This window comes from Novosphingobium sp. HNCC26BN242 (assembly GCF_057180525.1).
Map to the genome: position 1 here is coordinate 363,270 of NZ_JBXUGM010000004.1, position 16,787 is coordinate 380,056.

Sequence of the window (16,787 nt, forward strand, 5' to 3'; positions counted from 1 at the left end):
CCATCATGCCAGCGCCGGGACGAAGGCTACCCTTTCCTCCACCTGCCTTCCGCGCTGCTTCTGCCCGCCAGTGATCGCCACCAGCGCTGCATCAATCTGCGGATAGCGGAACGCAAAGCCGCTATCGAGCGCAGCCTTGGGCAGAACCCGCTGGCCCGACAGCAGCAGTTCGTGCGCGAAATCGCCCAGCGCCAACCGCAGCGGCCACGCCGGGACGGGCAACAGTGCCGGACGGTGCAGTGCTCTTCCCAACGCCGCTGCGAACACGCGGTTGATCACCGGCTGCGGCGCAGTGCCATTGACCGGGCCTTGGATGGCGGGCGTGGCAAGGCAGTGGACGATCATCCGCACCAGATCATCGCGATGAATCCAGCTCATCCAGTGCCGCCCGTTGCCGAACGGGCCGCCAAGGCCGAATTCGAACGGTGCCAGCATCCGCGCCAGCATTCCGCCGCTGCTATCCAGCACGAGCCCAGTGCGCAGCAGCACCGTGCGCACGCCCAGTGCCTCAGCCCGTAGCGCCGCGCGTTCCCAACTGGCGCAGATGCGCTGCGAAAAGCAGGGTGTGCCCTCATCGCCTTCGACCAGCATTTCATCCCCGCGCAAGCCATAGATGCCGATGGCAGACCCGCTGACCAGCACACCGGGCCGTTGCTCAAGCCGCCGCATCAGGCGCATCAGGCCATAGGTCACGGCAAGCCGCGAACGGACAATGCGGATACGCTTTGCCCGCGTCCACGGGCTGTCCGAAATCGGCTCGCCCGCAAGGTTAACCACCGCATCAATCCGTTCATCGGCGGCAATCTCGTCCAGCGCGGCGATCACGCGCACCCGGCCCGTCAGCGCCAGCCCCGCTGCCTTGGCGCGGTCGCGCGTCAGCACCGTCACCTCGTGCCCCGCGCTTGCCAACGCTTCGACCAGCCGCGCACCGATGAAGCCCGTGCCACCCGTCACCAGCACACGCCAGCGCCCGTTCAGCGCCGTGGCAAGGCTTGCCGCAGGCGTCGGCACCAACCGCGGGCAGCGCCGGGCGGCGGCCAGATCGCGCAGGCCCGAAACAATCACGCCCATTGCAGCCATCGCGCAGAGCCAGCCCATCGGGCCATGATTCACCCGCACAATCGCAGCGGGCAATGCGGCCCAGCCCGCCAGCACCGGCAGCAGGAACGCCAGAATCGCGCCATAGTTCAGCGTCAGCAGCGTATGCGTCACCCGCTCGGTCGCGGGCAGCAGACGGCTGCGGTCTTCCTCCACGAAATCCCACAGCGTGATGAACAACTCGCCTGCCAGCAGCGCGATCAGCGCCACGGCCCAGACGCCCTGAACTTGCGTCCACCCCAGCGCCATGAACATCACCGCATAGGCCAGATTGCGCACGCCGTGCAGCCGCAGTTCCACCGCCTGCCCCGGCCGCCATGCCAGCCGCTGCGTGCCTTCGTGGTGGTAGATCGTGTCGAACGCTCCCATGAACATTTGCGCGAAGATCAGGGTCCAGAGAATTGTAGTCATCGCAGCAGCTCCCGAATGACGTTGTGCTTGATGGTGGCGCGCTCCTTGGGCTGGTCGTGAAAATGGCCGACCTGCCGCACGATCTCGCCCAGCAGCCGGTGGCGGAGCGACAGGGTGAAGGCAAAGCGCCCCGCACCCAGATCCTCTTGGCCCAGATCTTCATGATCGATGGTCAGCCGCCCCGGCGCGCACCAGCGGGGCAAGCGCAGGCGCAACCTCCCAAGGCACAAGAAGTAGTGATCGCTGGCAAAGCGGATGCCCTGCGCGGTCGCCTGAACCGTGAGCGCGATGCCGAAGCCACCGCCCAGATATTCCTCCAGCCCGGTCGGCCCGGCGAAGCGTTTGGCGCTGTGGATCACTTGCGGAAAGCCGCGCGGGCGGGCGTACATCCGCGTCCATATCTGCCCGCCGCTCGCCCCGTCCTCGGTTACGGTGACGACAGCAGCCACTCCGGCATCGCGGCCCAGCGGCAGCGGCGCGCCGATCAGGCGACAGGCCTGCGCCAGCATCCAGCCCAAGGGGTGCATTGTGCAGGTCCGAATCTGCCCGGCATAGCTGACCGACGCGCCCGGCCCCAACCGCTTGGCAAAACGTGCGCGCACTGCAGGCGGCAGTGCTGCCCATTCGGTCGCGCCCAAGAGTCCGGCAAAACGCATGTCGATCAGCGCTGCTTCTGCCGTTCCGTGTGCTGCCAAGCCTTCGGCTTCACGCTGGATCGCCACCTGTGCCATGTTCTTCCCCTGTGATTGTTATTTCTGTAAAGAGAGAAATAAAGGTTCAAATAAAAAGGCGAGTGCCCACCCCCACCCCCTCCCGCCTGCGGGAGGGGAGCAAAGGTGCTATTCGCCCTCGCGCTTGCCTCCGCTGCGGGTGACGAACTTCAGCAAGCTGACCACTTTCGAACCCATGCGGATCAACGTCATGATCTGGGCGGGCGGCACGTTCAGCATCTGCTGATACCAACTCTCCACCGTGTTGGTGAAATCGTGCATCGTCTGCAACCGCGCGCGCACCGCCGGGCTGATGCGCGGATCGTCGGCGTGCTTCATGGCATCGCGGATCGCGGCAACCATCGGGTCGATCTCGCGCTCCTTGCGGCCTTGCGCCACTTTGGTGGCCATCTGCCACAAGTCAGTCTCAGCCTCGTAATGGTCGCGCCGATCACCCATCACCGGCACGCGCCGCGCCAGTTTCCATGCCAGCAATTCGCGCAGGCTGTTCGATACGTTGGAGCGCGCGATGCCCAGCTTCTCGGCAATGTCTTCTGCCGTCAGGGGCCGTTCGGACAGGAACAACAGCGCCTGAATCTGCGCGACGGAGCGGTTTACCCCCCACTGTCCACCCATGTCGCCCCAGCGCAGGATGAACTGCTCCACAGCGGCAGGAAGAGCGTCCGACTCGTTAGTAGTTTCTGTCATGACAGAAATATCTGTCAGAACGAAGCGAAGGTCAAGCGCCAACTTTCCCGCTACAGTTTTCTATTTCAGGGAAACCGCCTGCGCCTCGGTACCGGCAAAGCGCAAGGTGCGCACCACTTTGCCATATCGCACTTGCACCTGATTAACCTGTTTGGGGTAGACATCGCGGAGCACCGCCGTTTGCACGGAAAGCGCCTTGGGCTTGCCCTTCACGCGCCCCGCATAGTCCACACGCACCTGGCGCACGCCCACCTCGATAGCGCTGAACGCCAAAGGCACTGCCTTGCCACCCACGCGCACCGCAAAGCGCTGCTGGAGATAGGCTTTGAGCGCCGCAATCGCCTCGGGATCGTCAAGGCTCGCCTGTGCATCAGGGGCAATGCGGGACAGCGCCGGCTCCAGATCGTGCGCCTCGAACCGGTGCGAGACGGTGAGCGCCCCGCCCGGCTCCAGCGTCACCACGCTCATTGCATCATGCCCGCGATGCGCCGCTACCGGAGCCGCAACGACCCCGGCCAGCACCATCGCGGCGAGTAGCTTACTTGCTGGCAGGCGCATCATAGGTCTGCAGCGCACCGGGCAGGACCTTCATGTCCGAATCCTTCATGCGGTTCTTGGCGTCCTCACCCTTGTCGATGCCCAGCGTGACCGGCTCGATCCGCCCGGCATAGATGTTGTTCGACCGGTCGGCGTCTGCCGTTTCCCACAGCGGGTCGATTTCGGCCTTTACCAGCGTCTTGGCAGTCACCTTCTGCCAGGTGATCTTGCGCGGGTTGTAGCGCCAGACTTCTGCCGGAATGCGTGCGGTTTCGGTGGAGCCGTCCGAGTAATCCATCTTCAGGATCACCGGCATCACCAGTCCGCCCCTGTTGCTGAAGGTGAAGCGATAGAAGTTGTCGGTCACCAGCCGGGCCGCTTTCTCCTCTGCGGTCAGGTCCTTCAGCGCATCGGCGGCCTTGCGCTTGTCTGCCGCAGTGGCATCGAGCGGATCGACCCGGTCATAGAAATCGCGCGTGGCGGGATCGCGTTCCACCACGGTCTTTTCTGTGTTGCGTGATGCGGTCAGCGACTTTGGCTCGGCATCGCGCTCCTTCTTGCGCAGCGCTGCGGCCATCGTCGCGTCTGCCGGTTCCAGCGTCGCCTTCACCACCTTGTCGAGCGAAATGTCCACGTGGTCGGTCGAATAGAACCAGCCGCGCCAGAACCAGTCGAGGTCCACGCCGCTGCTTTCCTCCATCGTGCGGAAGAAATCGTAAGGCGTGGGATGCTTGAACCGCCAGCGCACCGCATATTCGCGGAACGCCCGGTCGAACAGTTCGCGCCCCAGCACGGTCTCGCGCAGGATCGTCAGCGCGGTGGCGGGCTTGCCATAGCCGTTTGCGCCGAATTGCAGCACCGATTCCGATTGCGTCATCAGCGGCATCTGGTTTTGCGAGAGCATGTATTCGGCGATGTCCTTGGGCTCCCCCCGCCGCGCCGGATAGTCCTTGTCCCACAACCTTTCGGCCTGGAATTGCAGGAAGGTGTTCAGCCCTTCGTCCATCCACGTCCACTGCCGCTCGTCCGAATTGACGATCATCGGGAACCAGTTGTGGCCCACTTCGTGGATCACCACGCCGATCAACCCGTACTTGGCGCGTTCGGTATAAGTCAGGTTGCCGGTCTTCTTGTCCTTCACCGGGCGCGGGCCGTTGAACGAGATCATCGGGTATTCCATGCCGCCCACCGGCCCGTTCACCGATTGCGCGATGGGATAGGGATAGGGGAAGGCGAACCGCCCATAGACGTCGATCGTGTGGGCGATCGATTTGGTCGAATAGGCATCCCACAGCGGTCGCGCTTCCTTGGGGAAGAAACTCATCGCCATGACCAGCGGCTGTTCGGCAAAGTCCTGCTTTACGCCCATCGCATCCCACGCAAACTTGCGTGAGGACGCCCAGCCGAAATCCCGGACGTTGGTGGCGGCGAACACCCATGTTTTCTCGCCCGAAGCCTTGCCGCGTTCAGCCGCCACAGCTTCTTCAGGTGTGACGACATAGATCGGCGCGGTGGCGGTTTTGGCCTGTTCCAAGCGCTGGCGCTGCGCCGCGCTCAACGCCGCATCAGGGTTTTGCAACACGCCAGTTGCGGCCACCACGTGATCGGACGGCACCGTCAGCGCCACCTTGTAATCGCCGAACTCCAGCGTGAATTCACCTGATCCGATGAAGGCCTTGTTGTGCCAGCCTTCATAATCCGAATAAACGGCAAGGCGCGGAAACCACTGCGCGCCTTCGAAAATGCAGTTCCCGTCCTCGCCCGGTTGGGTGAAGCATTCGTAGCCGGACCTGCCGCCGACGACCTTGTTCTCCACCATCGGGAACGACCAGTCGATGCTGAACGCGGTCTCTCCGCCGTTGCCAGCCACCTGTTCTGGCAGATCGATGCGTAGCAGGCTGTCCACTACGGTGAACTTCAGCGGACGCCCGGATGCATCGCGTACGGCAGAAATGGTGAAGCCGCCTTCCCATTCCTGCATGCGCTTGGCGCGGCGCACTTCATCAAGGCTGATTTTGTCACCCGAGACGGTATTGGTCATCTCGGCAATGGAATCGTGCTTGTAGTCGTTCTGATCGAGCAGCAGCCATAGATAGGGCAGGCTGTCGGGCGAATTGTTCTTGTAACGTACCGTTTGCGTGCCACTGACCATGCGCTTTGGCTCATCAAGCCGGGCCTTCACATCATAATCGACCTTCTGCTGCCAATAGCGGTATCCCGGCGCGCCCGAGGCGTTGCGATAGTCGGTGGGCGTGGGCCACTCCTCGCCCTCAAGCTGGCGGAACTTGTCCTGAAACGCGCCCTTGGTCTGCTCGATCGGGTTCGCCGATGCGTGCGTTGAAATCAGTGCCGCCGAGGCAGCCAGTGCCGCCCGGAAGATGCCGTTATTGAAAGACAATTGCGCCCCCATGAAAGGAATTTGCCGCAAACTGGAATAACCCCGAAGCGGCGTCAACTTCCTACTGGTGTTGCGCGCAACAGTTCGGCCCGTTCTTCGTCCAGTGGCGTATCAATGACGAGCACCAGCCGCCGTTCGCCGGTATCGCCCACCGGCGGTGAACGGTGCAGGCACGGCGCGTGGCCTTCGCCGAACAGCCGGCCCTTGAACAACGCGACATGGCCTGCAGGAACCCGGTCAAGCGCTTCGGCCGATCCGCCCTCGGGCACATAGTCGGTCCCCGGGCCAAAATAGGTCGTGATCAGGCGCACGTCGGTATAGTCGGTATGGACCTTGCGGCAGGCGTTGGTCGTCACCCCTTCGAGCCGCAGCCGCACCGCCGGAACGCCCATCAGCGCGGCAAAGCGCAGCGCCAGAGAGCGGATATCCTGCGCCAGGGCTGGAGGGACTTCGCCCAGCGCCGCCACCGCCGCATCGACCGCGCCTTCGCCCCGCCGCTCGAACGGGGCCTGCTCTGCCATGGTTTTGCCGATTTCGGCCAGATCACCCAGCGCGCGGGGCTCGATCACGATGGACCGATCCCGCAGATGCAATGCAGCCCATGTTTCAGCCTGCCAATCTGCGCTCTCCAATTCCTCAATACGCTCTGCCACAATGCTCGCCACGCCACGCACCCCGCCGTAAATGATATAATGTAACACCCGTAACCGGCAGGTCGGCCGAGTCAATAATACATTATATCATTACTACCGCTCAATCCGCGAAAGTGAGGCTTCGGTTGGCTTGCTCAGCGTTCCGTGAGAACATCGAGGTCCCCGCCTTCGCGGGGAGGCGTGGTTAATCATCCGCGGGCGAGTGCGGACGGTGACGCCGTGGGAGAACACAAGTCGCGCGATCGGCGCGGCGCCGTGCGTGGCGCGCGGGCGGAGGCGCGTACCTGATGTGCGAGTGGCCGGTGGGCGGTACGGCCCCGGTCCGGCTCAGCCTGAAGTTCGGCAGCAACGACGATGACGGGAGGCGGCTCGCGGGCGGCCCGGCATCAGCGGCCTTGCGGGAGAGGACGGCGGGTCACACGTGATGGACCGTCCCGGGCCACAAGGAAGGCGGCGGGCTTTTGGCAATTACGCCGCTGGCCCGCAATGTCGTGCGTCCGTGGCACTGGCAGTTTGCCCGGGGTTGTGAGGTTTTACGCCCCACATGAAGCCCGCGCGCACTGCCGCGCCGATCGCGCCGGAAGCGTTCGCACCAAAGTGCCTGATGCGTCGACTTCCGAAGGAGAGAAGCTGGGCCGGCCTTTGCCTTCGCTCCTGACCTGTGGCGGGGCGTATAACCTATATGGTTCTTTTGTCAAGGTGTTTGCTGGTCTGCCGCTGTTGCAGGGGAATGATGCCGCGTTGCGACAGTGCTATCCGTAGCTGGATTCCCGCCTTCGCGGGAATGAAGAAGGGCGGCGTTTGAGCGCGGTTTGACGCAAAGACAGCGGCGCAGCAAAAACCCCCGCTCCAGCCGGAACGGGGGTTTTCATGTCAGCCGGTTACCCGGCTGCCAGCAGATCGATCAAATGATCAGAACACTGCGGTCAGCGATACGACCACAGCCGAACCGGCGATCGAGCCGACGCCATCCTGCCCGCGCGAGAAGCTGGGCTGGAGGTAAGCTGCCTTGGCATCGGTGATGTCGGTATCGACATAGGCGACGCCCAGAGTCAGCGGGGTTTTGGGGATCGCATAGTCGGCGCCGATAAGCCAATCCCAGTATTCGCCGGTCGGAGCGACCGAGGTTGCGAACGGGCCGAGGCCATCATTGCCTTTGGAATAGCCGATATGCGCCTTTACCGTCAGACCGGTATCGGGAATGCCCGCAGCCGCATCGCCCCACAGGTAGAGGTTGTCGTTCTTATCGCCAGGGTTATCATAACCCGTGCCTGCGTCGTAGTCGACGTTGGCTGCGATCGTGCCGTTCGACGACCATGCGCCGAGCGCTTCCTGCTTGGGCGCATAAGCGATACCAGCGGTCAGCGAGACTGGGCCGGTGGTGCCCGAAACCTTCAAGTAGGGCTCGATGAAGTCGGTGTTGTCAAAGCCGTTAGGGTACATGTACCAAGTTGCGCCGAAGTCGATCGTGGCGCTGCCAACGGTCTTCTTGTAGCCGGCGATGATGTCGAGCTCCATGTTTGCGCCGCCGAAGGTGCCCCAACCGGAGAGGTTCGAACCCCAGGTGCCAACGTAAAAGCCGCTTTCATGCGCGATAGTCAGGCCACCCTGAACTGCCATGGCGCGGTCAGACTGCGAAACGCCGCGGAAGCGGTATTCGGAAACGAGGCCAACGCTGCCCGAAACGGTTACGGGGCTGGCTTCTTCTGCTTCCTGCGCGAATGCAGGGGTCGCGAGCAGAGCGACGGCGAGGGGGGCCAATGCGGCGGCCAGACGGATCTTCATACGGAACGCTCCCTGAGAGGATTTTCACGTTCCACCTGCGTCTGCGATGCGAATGCCTCTCAAGGGGCCTCCGTCATTGCAGAGGCTAATCCGTATCACCGGCTTTTGCTGCACCGCAAGATAATTTTGCCCTGATGTGGCGGAAGATGTCTGGTGTGCCTCTTCCGCCACAGTTCAGAGATGAGCCAGTCTGATGGCTGGTCGCCTTAGAAGCTCATGCCGACGCCCATCTTGTAGAAGTCGCCACTGTCGCCTTCACCCAGCGATGACCCGCCGGTGAAGCGGGCAAAGAAGCCCTTTGGCAGCGAGAACTGCAGGTAGCCGCCGAGCCATTCGTAAGTCTTGGCGGATTCCCCACCCGGATAGGTATTGCGGGTGTTGTAAAGCAGTTCATAGTGCGGGCCGAACGACAGGTTGCTCGTTGCCTTGTACCCGGCATTGATCCAGGTGTGCGCGAAATCGAGCGCGGCGTTGCCATTACGCTGGCGCAGGGCGGCGTAATAACCGCCGTAATACTCCGCTTCGAACGTGGCATCGCTGTAGTTCACGGTCAGGCTCGGCACCACGCCATCAAGGAACCGCGCACCGCGCGTTGCGCCGCCCACCCGCTCACCACCCGAAAGCAGCGAACCGTTGGTTATGCCGATCTGCGGCTTTACCTTCAGCTTGCCGTCCATAAGATTGAAGTTCACACCCACGCCGAATTCGGTCCACAGATCGTCACCGGTGTTGCCCTGGCCAAGGCCGAATGCGGGCTTTGTCCAGAAGGTGCCGTAGAAGCTGACGTCCATCGCATCGCTCACCGGGATTAGCCCATTGAACGAGGGGTTGAACCCGAAGAAGCTGTCCTGATTGAGCGTGACATTGTAGGTCGGGCTGCGCGAGGTGGCGCTTGCGCCACCACCACCCGAGCCGGCTTGCGCCAGCGCCAGCGAATCGGCCTTGGCAACGCTCTGCATCGTGACCGGGGCAATCGAGTAATCCGCGCCCAGCGCGCCTGAAGAGAAAGATACGGCATCGTCCGAAGATGGTGCCTCAGCGATCACGGCATCGTCGGCGCTTTCGCCTTCTGCTGCAGCGAATGCAGGCGAGGCAAGCAAGGACACAGCAGCAACGGCCGGAATGACGGCGAGATTGAAACGGGTCTTCATCTGGAACGCTCCCTGATTGATAGGATATCGTTCCACCTGCGTCCAACACCTCGCTTTTTTGCTCGATCTCCTTCGCGTCAGGCCCGAAGAGTCGGAAAGCGTGTCATGCCGGAGCGCATTGGTTACACAGGACTGCTTGCTCCCCTTTTTCGCATCTGCAAAAAAGTCTGAAAATCGAGAAAGCCTCGATTACATAAGGGAAACGCCCCAGTCAGAAACCGTAGTTTCCGGCTGGGGCGCCACATTTTGTTGCAGTGCGGAATGTTTTTGACGCGAAACTTTCAGGCGGCGTGAGACAATGATTTCAGGATCGCCGAAGAGCCGGTTACCTTTACCGCATCGCCCCGCATCCGGCGGCGTGAGAGCCACTCGGTGAGCATTTCCGATGTCGTGTGATCCATCGCATGCACCCGATCAAGATCGACATGCACTGACTTGCCCTGCGGCAGCTGCTCCAGCGCACTGGTCAACCGCGCAAGGCCGATAAAGGTGGCAGCCCCTGCCAGTTCAAGCTTCACCGTATCGCCAACCGCTGATTCATCCACGCGGAACTTCAGGTTGCGGGCATAGGGCAGAAGTTCCAGCGCCGAAAGCGCCAGACCGACGAGCACACCGGTGAGCAGGTCAGTCGTCACCACCAGCACGAAGGTTGCCGTCCAGATCAGCGCCGGCATTTTGCCATAGGCCTTGTACAGGTGCTGGACATGCTTGAGGCTGACGAGCTTCCAACCGGTTACCACCAGCACCCCGCCCAGCGCCGCCATCGGCACTTGACGCAGGACAAAGGGCAGGAGCGCCACGAAGCCGAGAATCCAGGCACCATGCAGCACCGCAGAGGTGCGTGTCATGGCCCCTGCCTGCACGTTGGCCGAACTGCGCACGATCACGCCCGTCATCGGCAAGGCGTTGAACACACCGCACAGCAGATTGCCTACGCCCTGCGCGCGCAGTTCCTTGTTGTAATCGGTGCGTACGCCATCGTGCATACGGTCAACCGCAGCTGCCGAAAGCAGTGTTTCAGCGCTGGCGATGAAAGCAATGGCGATGGCCGATACGATCATCGACCCTTGCGTCAGCGTCGAAAAGATTCCCGCCTCAGGCAGAGCAAAGGCAGCGCCGATGGAATCCGGCACGGCAATCCGGGCAACATTGAACCCGAAGCCCCAGGCAACGCCGGTTGCCGCCAGCACGCCGAGCAGTGCACCGGGCAGAAGGCCCAGGCTTGCAGGCTTGACCTTTTCCCACACAATCATCGTGCCGATGGTGATCAGGCCTAGCATCAGCGCCAGTTCGGCGGTGCCGATATCAAATGGCGTAAGGCCAAGCAGGCGCGCGGGCATCATCGCCATATTGTCGATGCCGTTGGACTGCGGCTTGGCATCGAACAGGATATGAAACTGGCCAATCACGATCAATGCGCCGATCCCGGCAAGCATGCCGTGGACCACAGCAGGAGAGATAGCGCGGAACACGCCCCCCAGCCTCGCCACACCGGCGATGACTTGCAGCGCGCCCGCCAGCACCAGCACAGGACCAAGCGCAGACAGGCCGTTGTCTCGCACGAATTCGAACACGATCACAGCCAGCCCTGCCGCGGGGCCGCTGACCTGTAGCGGCGATCCCGCCAGCAGGCCTACGACGATGCCGCCGATGATGCCTGTGACCAACCCCTTTTCCGGGGGAACGCCCGATGCGATGGCGATGCCCATGCACAGCGGCATAGCAACGAGAAATACGACGATGGACGCAGTGAAATCCCGCACGAAGTAGCGGGAGATGCCGCTCGGTTCGGCTGCTCCGGCCGCGGTGGTTGCTGCCGCTGTCACTCTGCAGCCTCGGCGGTCCAGTTGTCGATGATGTTGCGGGCGCGGGCAGGCAGCGCGATGGGCAACGGCATATCTTCGCGCAGCGGTGTAAACTCACCGGTTTCGCCATCAAGGCCGAACACCATGCCGGCGCTGATATCGACGAACCAGCCATGCAGCGACATTTCCCCCCCCGCGATGGCGGCCGCCACCGAAGGATGCGTGCGCAAGTGGGCAAGCTGCGCGATCACGTTCTGCAAGCTGACCGCACGCACGCGATCATCGCCGTGCAGATGCGGCGAACAGGTCGACACTACATGTTCCGCTGCAGAACCATGGCGCAACCATGCCACTACGCTTGGCATGCCTTCAGGCAATTCCGGGGCGGACAGCGCCTTCATTGCGCCGCAATCGGAATGGCCACACACGATGATATCGCGCACGCCGAGGGCAACGACTGCATATTCAACCGTTGATGAGACGCCGCCGTTCATGGTGGCAAACGGCGGCACCATGTTGCCCGCATTGCGGCACACGAACAGCTCGCCCGGCTCTGCCTGCATGATCTGCTCGGGCACGATTCGTGAATCGGCGCAGGAAATCATCAGGGCTTTAGGCGATTGGCCTTCGGTGGAAAGCTTGCCAAAAAGCTCGCGGCTGTCAGGAAAAACGGTCTTCTCGAAGTGGAAGACGCGGCCGATGAGTTCGTTCACGGCACAATACCTTTGCTAAGTGCCGACCATCCAAATCGTGTATCGGCTCACTTATCAAAGTATGTGCGTTGTCTTTCTGCTTGCGAACTTGATTGTAACGAATTGTTTCAATGCGACGAGCCGCTTGCGATTGGAAAACGCAGCGTTATCTCGAGGCCCCCCGCGGGCTTGTTTCGCAGATGCAGCATACCGTTATCAAGCTGCACCGCTCGGCGCACGATTGCCAGCCCCAGCCCCATACCCGGCGTATCGCGTGAGCGAGCCGTGTCGAGCCTGACGAAAGGCTGGAACACGTCGGTCATCCGATCTTCAGGAATTCCGGGGCCATTATCCTCGACCACCACTTCGGCGTGATCACCGTCGCGCCGCATTGTCACATTGACACTACCTGCATAATGAATGGCGTTTTCGATCAGATTTGCCAGCGCGCGGCGCAGCGAGACCGGGCGTGCCATGATCTCGACGCTTTCCAGACCATGATATGTTGCATCGCACCCGTCATCGGCCGCGGTATCAACCAGTGTTTGCGTCATCACCGCCAGATCGATGCGTTCGGCCGGAATACGCGACCCGCCGCTGTCAACAAAGGCCTGCAGCGATTCTAGCATGTGCCGCATTTCGCCCAGATCGCGCGCCATGTCGGCGCGAGTCTCTTCGTCGATATCAAGATTTTCGAGCCGCAGTTGCATGCGCGAAAGGGGCGTCCGCAGATCGTGACCAATCGCCAGCATCGACTGCGTGCGATTGGTCATCGACTCGTGAATGCGCTGCTGCATTTCGTTGAAAGCGTGGATCAACTCGCGCACTTCGCTAGTGCCTGCTTCCTCCAGCGGATCGGGCGGGCCTGCCCCAACCGTGCGGCTTGCGCGCACCAGCGTACGCAGCGGGGCCAGCGTAGCCCGGAACAGCACCCACGCCAGCGTTACCAGTAGCAACGTCGGCAACATCAGAGATGCGATGCGCCCGGCATTCAGCGTCCAAGCCTCGCTGGTGCGGGTACGGAAATTCAGAACGCTGCGGTCCTTCAACAGGATGGACCCGTGGATCGCGTCAGGCCCACTCATCGGCTGGAGATAAAGCTGGAGGTCCGCACCAGTCAGATCGGCCGACAGATCAATCATCTGCTGGCGCATGGTAACCAGTGGCACTGCGCCCACCGGGCGCGCGCCTGCAGCGCGCCATGAAAGCGAAAACCGCCCCGTGCTAAATACTTGCGCGGCCTTCTCCCGCTCAGCGGCGGGAGTCCGCTCTATCGCGCGACTGGCAATCACCAGATGCTCGGCCACCCGCGCTGCATCATCTTCACGCACGGCGAACTGGCTTGCCCGTTCGAACAGGAGCGTGTTGGCGGCAAAATCAAACGCGGCCACCAGCAACAGGATGGCGAGCAGTCGCTCCGGCAGGCCGAACCGTTTGAGCATCAGGCGCGCTGGACTTCGGCCTTGAACATGTAACCAACGCCCCGCACGGTCACGATCGGTGCACTGCCGCCGGCTGCTGCCAATTTGCGGCGCAGGCGGCTGACCAGCACGTCGACGCTGCGATCGGAACTGTCACCCAGACGCGTGCGCGACAGTTCGATCAGGCGTTCGCGCCCCAGCACGCGCTGCGGCTGTCCAATGAAAGTCGCGAGCAGATCGAATTCCGCGCCGGTCAGATCAACCATGGCGCCGCTGGGTGAATGCAATTCGCGCCGCGCCATCGAAACCGACCAGCCATCAAAGCGAATATCTCCGCTGCGCGAACCGGAATCCCCTGCGGAATCCGTGCCGGAAGCGCCCCCGCGACGCAACACCGCACCGATGCGCGCGACCAGTTCCCGCGTGCTGAACGGCTTGGGCAGATAATCATCAGCACCAAGTTCCAGCCCAAGCACACGATCTTCTTCGCTGCCTCGCGCCGAAACGAAGATGATCGGCACGTCGCTCTGCTTGCGCAAGCGGCGGAACAGTTCAATGCCGCTGGTGCCCGGCAACATGATGTCGAGCACGACCAGATCGGCAGGTTCGCTTTCCAGCGCCACCCACATTTCAGCGCCAGTTGCGGCTGTACGCACGTTGTAGCCATTTTCGCGCAAGGCACGTGCAGTCAACGTCCGCAGCGGGCCGTCGTCTTCTACCAGCACTATTGATGTCGGTTGCATAAATTCCCGGTGCATTTTGCAGCAGCACGCAAAGCACGATAGCAGCGCCCAGCGTGATGCCAAGGTTGAACAGCCGAAAAGGTGGTGCAGATCCGGCAAGAGAGACCCAGATGCCTGAATGGCAAGTCTCGCATGTCCGAACAAGACTGACTAGTCGGTACGATGAAACATTGCTGGCCTGCAGGTTTTGCGCATGGCGGGCGGATCGAAGACAAAATGTTGCCGCAATGCAGAATATGATCAAATTCGTCCGATTTCGCAGCATCGCACCGAAGTGTGGCCAATCACGACGCAATTCGGTGCCGTTTCGTCAGTCGCTTTGGCCTTGCGCATCCATGCTGCGTGGCGGATGATCTGAGACTAATGTCTAAAGGCTCAAAATGCCCCCGCACGATAAGACATGGCGCAAGGGCAGCGTTGAATTGCCGAATGCCAGAGGAGAGCCTGACATGGCCGAAGCCGTCTATCCCGTTCCAGCACAGTGGGCGCAAAGCGCCTTGGTTGATGAGCAGCGCTACTTTGAGATGTATCGCCAATCAGTGGACGAGCCGGAGGCGTTCTGGGCCGAGCACGGCCAGCGGCTCGATTGGATCAAGCCCTTTACCAAGGTCAGGAACACCTCGTTCAACGAAGCTGACTTCGGCATTCGGTGGTTCGAGGACGGCACATTGAACCTTTCGGCCAATTGCCTCGATCGGCATCTGGCCGAGCGCGGCGATACGGTAGCGATCCTGTGGGAACCCGATGGCTTGGGCGAACCGCATCGGGAAATCACCTATCGACAGTTGCACGAAGACGTCTGCCGTTTTGCCAACCTGCTGAAATCCAGAGGCGTCCTACGGGGTGAACGGGTGACGCTATACCTGCCGATGGTGCCAGAAGCGGCTGTCGCCATGCTTGCCTGCGCACGGATCGGCGCAATCCATTCAATCGTCTTCGCGGGCTTCAGCCCTGATGCTTTGGCCGGGCGCATCACCGATTGCGACAGCCGGATCGTGATCACTTCAGACGAAGGCCTGCGCGGCGGACGGAAGGTTCCGCTTAAAGCCAACGTCGACGAAGCGTTGAAGCAATGCCCCGGCGTCGACACCGTGATCATGCTGAAACGCACCGGTGCAGATGTAATCTTTGTCGAAGGCCGCGATATCGATTGGGCAAGCGCTGCAGCAGAGCAGAGCGCCGAATGTGCGCCCGAAGAAATGGGCGCGGAAGATCCGCTGTTCATCCTCTACACATCGGGCTCTACCGGCAAACCCAAGGGCGTGCTGCACACCACGGGCGGGTATGCCGTCTGGGCTTCGATGACGCATGAGTACGTGTTCGATTATCGTCCCAAGTCTGACGGTTCGAACCCGATCTACTGGTGCGCGGCCGACATTGGCTGGGTTACGGGCCATAGCTACGTCGTCTACGGACCGTTGATGAACGGGGCGACGACGGTGATGTTCGAGGGCGTGCCAAACTTCCCCGATCCAAGCCGATTTTGGCAGGTGGTTGACAAGTTTGGCGTCGAAATCTTCTACGGCGCCCCCACAGCCCTTCGCGCACTGATGCGCGAAGGCGACGAGTGGGTGAAGAAGACGAGCCGCAAATCGTTGCGCCTATTGGGCAGCGTGGGAGAGCCAATCAATCCCGAAGCCTGGGAGTGGTATCACAAGGTGGTGGGCGATGCACGGTGCCCGATCGTCGACACATGGTGGCAGACTGAAACTGGCGGGGCAATGATCACACCCTTGCCCGGCGCAACGCCGCTCAAGCCCGGATCGGCCAGTCGCCCGTTCTTCGGCGTAAAGCCGGCACTGGTGGACAACGACGGGCATTTCCTTGAAGGCGCAGCCGACGGGTGCCTCGTCATCACCGATAGCTGGCCCGGCCAGATGCGCACCGTGTGGGGCGATCACGAACGCTTCTTCCAAACCTACTTCAGCACATTCAAAGGCTTGTACTTCACAGGCGACGGGTGCCGCCGTGATGCCGATGGTTACTACTGGATCACTGGCCGCATTGATGACGTGATCAACGTATCGGGCCACCGCATGGGGACGGCCGAAATCGAATCGGCATTGGTCGCCCATGCCAAGGTTGCTGAGGCCGCCGTTGTAGGTATGCCGCACGACATCAAGGGGCAGGGTATTTATGCGTTCGTCACTTGCAACGCTGAGGTCGAACCGGACGACGCGTTGCGAGCCGAGTTGATCAAGTGGGTCCGTCACGAAATCGGTCCTATCGCAACGCCTGATGTGATTCAGTTCGCCCCGGGTTTGCCAAAGACTCGTTCGGGCAAGATCATGCGTCGCATCCTGCGCAAGATCGGCGAGAATGACGTCTCCAACTTGGGCGATACGTCTACACTGGCTGATCCGAGTGTGGTGGACAATCTGCTTGCCAACCGGCCACAACTTGCAAGTGCATGACAAACGGGTCGCAGCTGACGGCGCAACCGCAATGGCCATGCGTCTGAATGCGAACATGCTTGCCGCATAGCGAAGCATCTGCAAGCTTGGGCAGAGCTACGACGCTGAAATTTTAAAAGAACCATATCCCGGCGCGGCGCGATCTTTGTCGCATCCTCTCCCAAGGCCGCGCCGGGCAACTTTTGGTTCTGTGCATTTAGCTGCTTGTAAAGCGGCTGTCACATGGAGAATTTGCTGCACGAAGATCAGCCACAGCGTGTT

13 protein-coding genes are annotated in these 16,787 nt (G+C 61.6%); 1 reads left to right on the forward strand and 12 read right to left on the reverse strand.

What is annotated here, in order from left to right:
- Positions 1 to 3: 3 nt before the first annotated feature.
- The 12 genes from AC2A1F_RS17040 to AC2A1F_RS17095 form a co-directional block, all read right to left on the reverse strand.
- Positions 4 to 1,509 (reverse strand): TIGR01777 family oxidoreductase, encoded by a 1,506-nt coding sequence (locus AC2A1F_RS17040; protein WP_484209968.1) that lies wholly within the window; start codon positions 1,507 to 1,509, stop codon positions 4 to 6.
- Positions 1,506 to 2,240: a DUF4166 domain-containing protein gene (locus tag AC2A1F_RS17045; RefSeq protein ID WP_484209969.1), complete on the reverse strand. Its 735-nt coding sequence runs from the start codon at positions 2,238 to 2,240 to the stop codon at positions 1,506 to 1,508. Before AC2A1F_RS17045 ends, AC2A1F_RS17040 begins: the two co-directional genes overlap by 4 nt.
- Positions 2,241 to 2,348: 108 nt before the next feature.
- Complete coding sequence (locus AC2A1F_RS17050) at positions 2,349 to 2,927, reverse strand: GbsR/MarR family transcriptional regulator (protein ID WP_484209970.1); 579 nt, start codon at positions 2,925 to 2,927, stop codon at positions 2,349 to 2,351.
- A gap of 60 nt (positions 2,928 to 2,987) precedes the next feature.
- Positions 2,988 to 3,488, reverse strand: coding sequence for a DUF6702 family protein (locus AC2A1F_RS17055; RefSeq protein ID WP_484209971.1), 501 nt, complete (start codon positions 3,486 to 3,488; stop codon positions 2,988 to 2,990).
- A complete protein-coding gene (locus AC2A1F_RS17060) occupies positions 3,466 to 5,862 on the reverse strand; it encodes a M1 family metallopeptidase (protein ID WP_484209972.1) in 2,397 nt (798 codons plus the stop codon). Before AC2A1F_RS17060 ends, AC2A1F_RS17055 begins: the two co-directional genes overlap by 23 nt.
- A gap of 53 nt (positions 5,863 to 5,915) precedes the next feature.
- On the reverse strand, positions 5,916 to 6,563 hold the full coding sequence (locus AC2A1F_RS17065; RefSeq protein WP_484209973.1) for a DUF1826 domain-containing protein: 648 nt from the start codon (positions 6,561 to 6,563) through the stop codon (positions 5,916 to 5,918).
- An 864-nt stretch (positions 6,564 to 7,427) separates the two neighbouring features.
- The gene (locus AC2A1F_RS17070) at positions 7,428 to 8,300 is read right to left on the reverse strand and encodes a TorF family putative porin (RefSeq protein ID WP_484209974.1); all 873 of its coding nucleotides are present in this window, start codon (positions 8,298 to 8,300) and stop codon (positions 7,428 to 7,430) included.
- A gap of 206 nt (positions 8,301 to 8,506) precedes the next feature.
- Complete coding sequence (locus tag AC2A1F_RS17075; RefSeq protein WP_484209975.1) at positions 8,507 to 9,451, reverse strand: DUF6733 family protein; 945 nt, start codon at positions 9,449 to 9,451, stop codon at positions 8,507 to 8,509.
- Between the two features lie 281 nt (positions 9,452 to 9,732).
- Positions 9,733 to 11,277 (reverse strand): SulP family inorganic anion transporter, encoded by a 1,545-nt coding sequence (locus AC2A1F_RS17080; protein ID WP_484209976.1) that lies wholly within the window; start codon positions 11,275 to 11,277, stop codon positions 9,733 to 9,735.
- Complete coding sequence (locus AC2A1F_RS17085; RefSeq protein WP_484209977.1) at positions 11,274 to 11,969, reverse strand: carbonic anhydrase; 696 nt, start codon at positions 11,967 to 11,969, stop codon at positions 11,274 to 11,276. Before AC2A1F_RS17085 ends, AC2A1F_RS17080 begins: the two co-directional genes overlap by 4 nt.
- A gap of 107 nt (positions 11,970 to 12,076) precedes the next feature.
- Positions 12,077 to 13,390, reverse strand: a complete 1,314-nt coding sequence (locus AC2A1F_RS17090; RefSeq protein WP_484209978.1) for an ATP-binding protein — start codon at positions 13,388 to 13,390, stop codon at positions 12,077 to 12,079.
- Complete coding sequence (locus tag AC2A1F_RS17095) at positions 13,390 to 14,112, reverse strand: response regulator transcription factor (protein ID WP_484209992.1); 723 nt, start codon at positions 14,110 to 14,112, stop codon at positions 13,390 to 13,392. Before AC2A1F_RS17095 ends, AC2A1F_RS17090 begins: the two co-directional genes overlap by 1 nt.
- 449 nt (positions 14,113 to 14,561) lie before the next feature.
- Between AC2A1F_RS17095 and acs the strand changes: the two genes are divergently transcribed.
- Positions 14,562 to 16,526 (forward strand): acetate--CoA ligase, encoded by a 1,965-nt coding sequence (acs, locus tag AC2A1F_RS17100; RefSeq protein ID WP_484209979.1) that lies wholly within the window; start codon positions 14,562 to 14,564, stop codon positions 16,524 to 16,526.
- Positions 16,527 to 16,787: the final 261 nt, after the last annotated feature.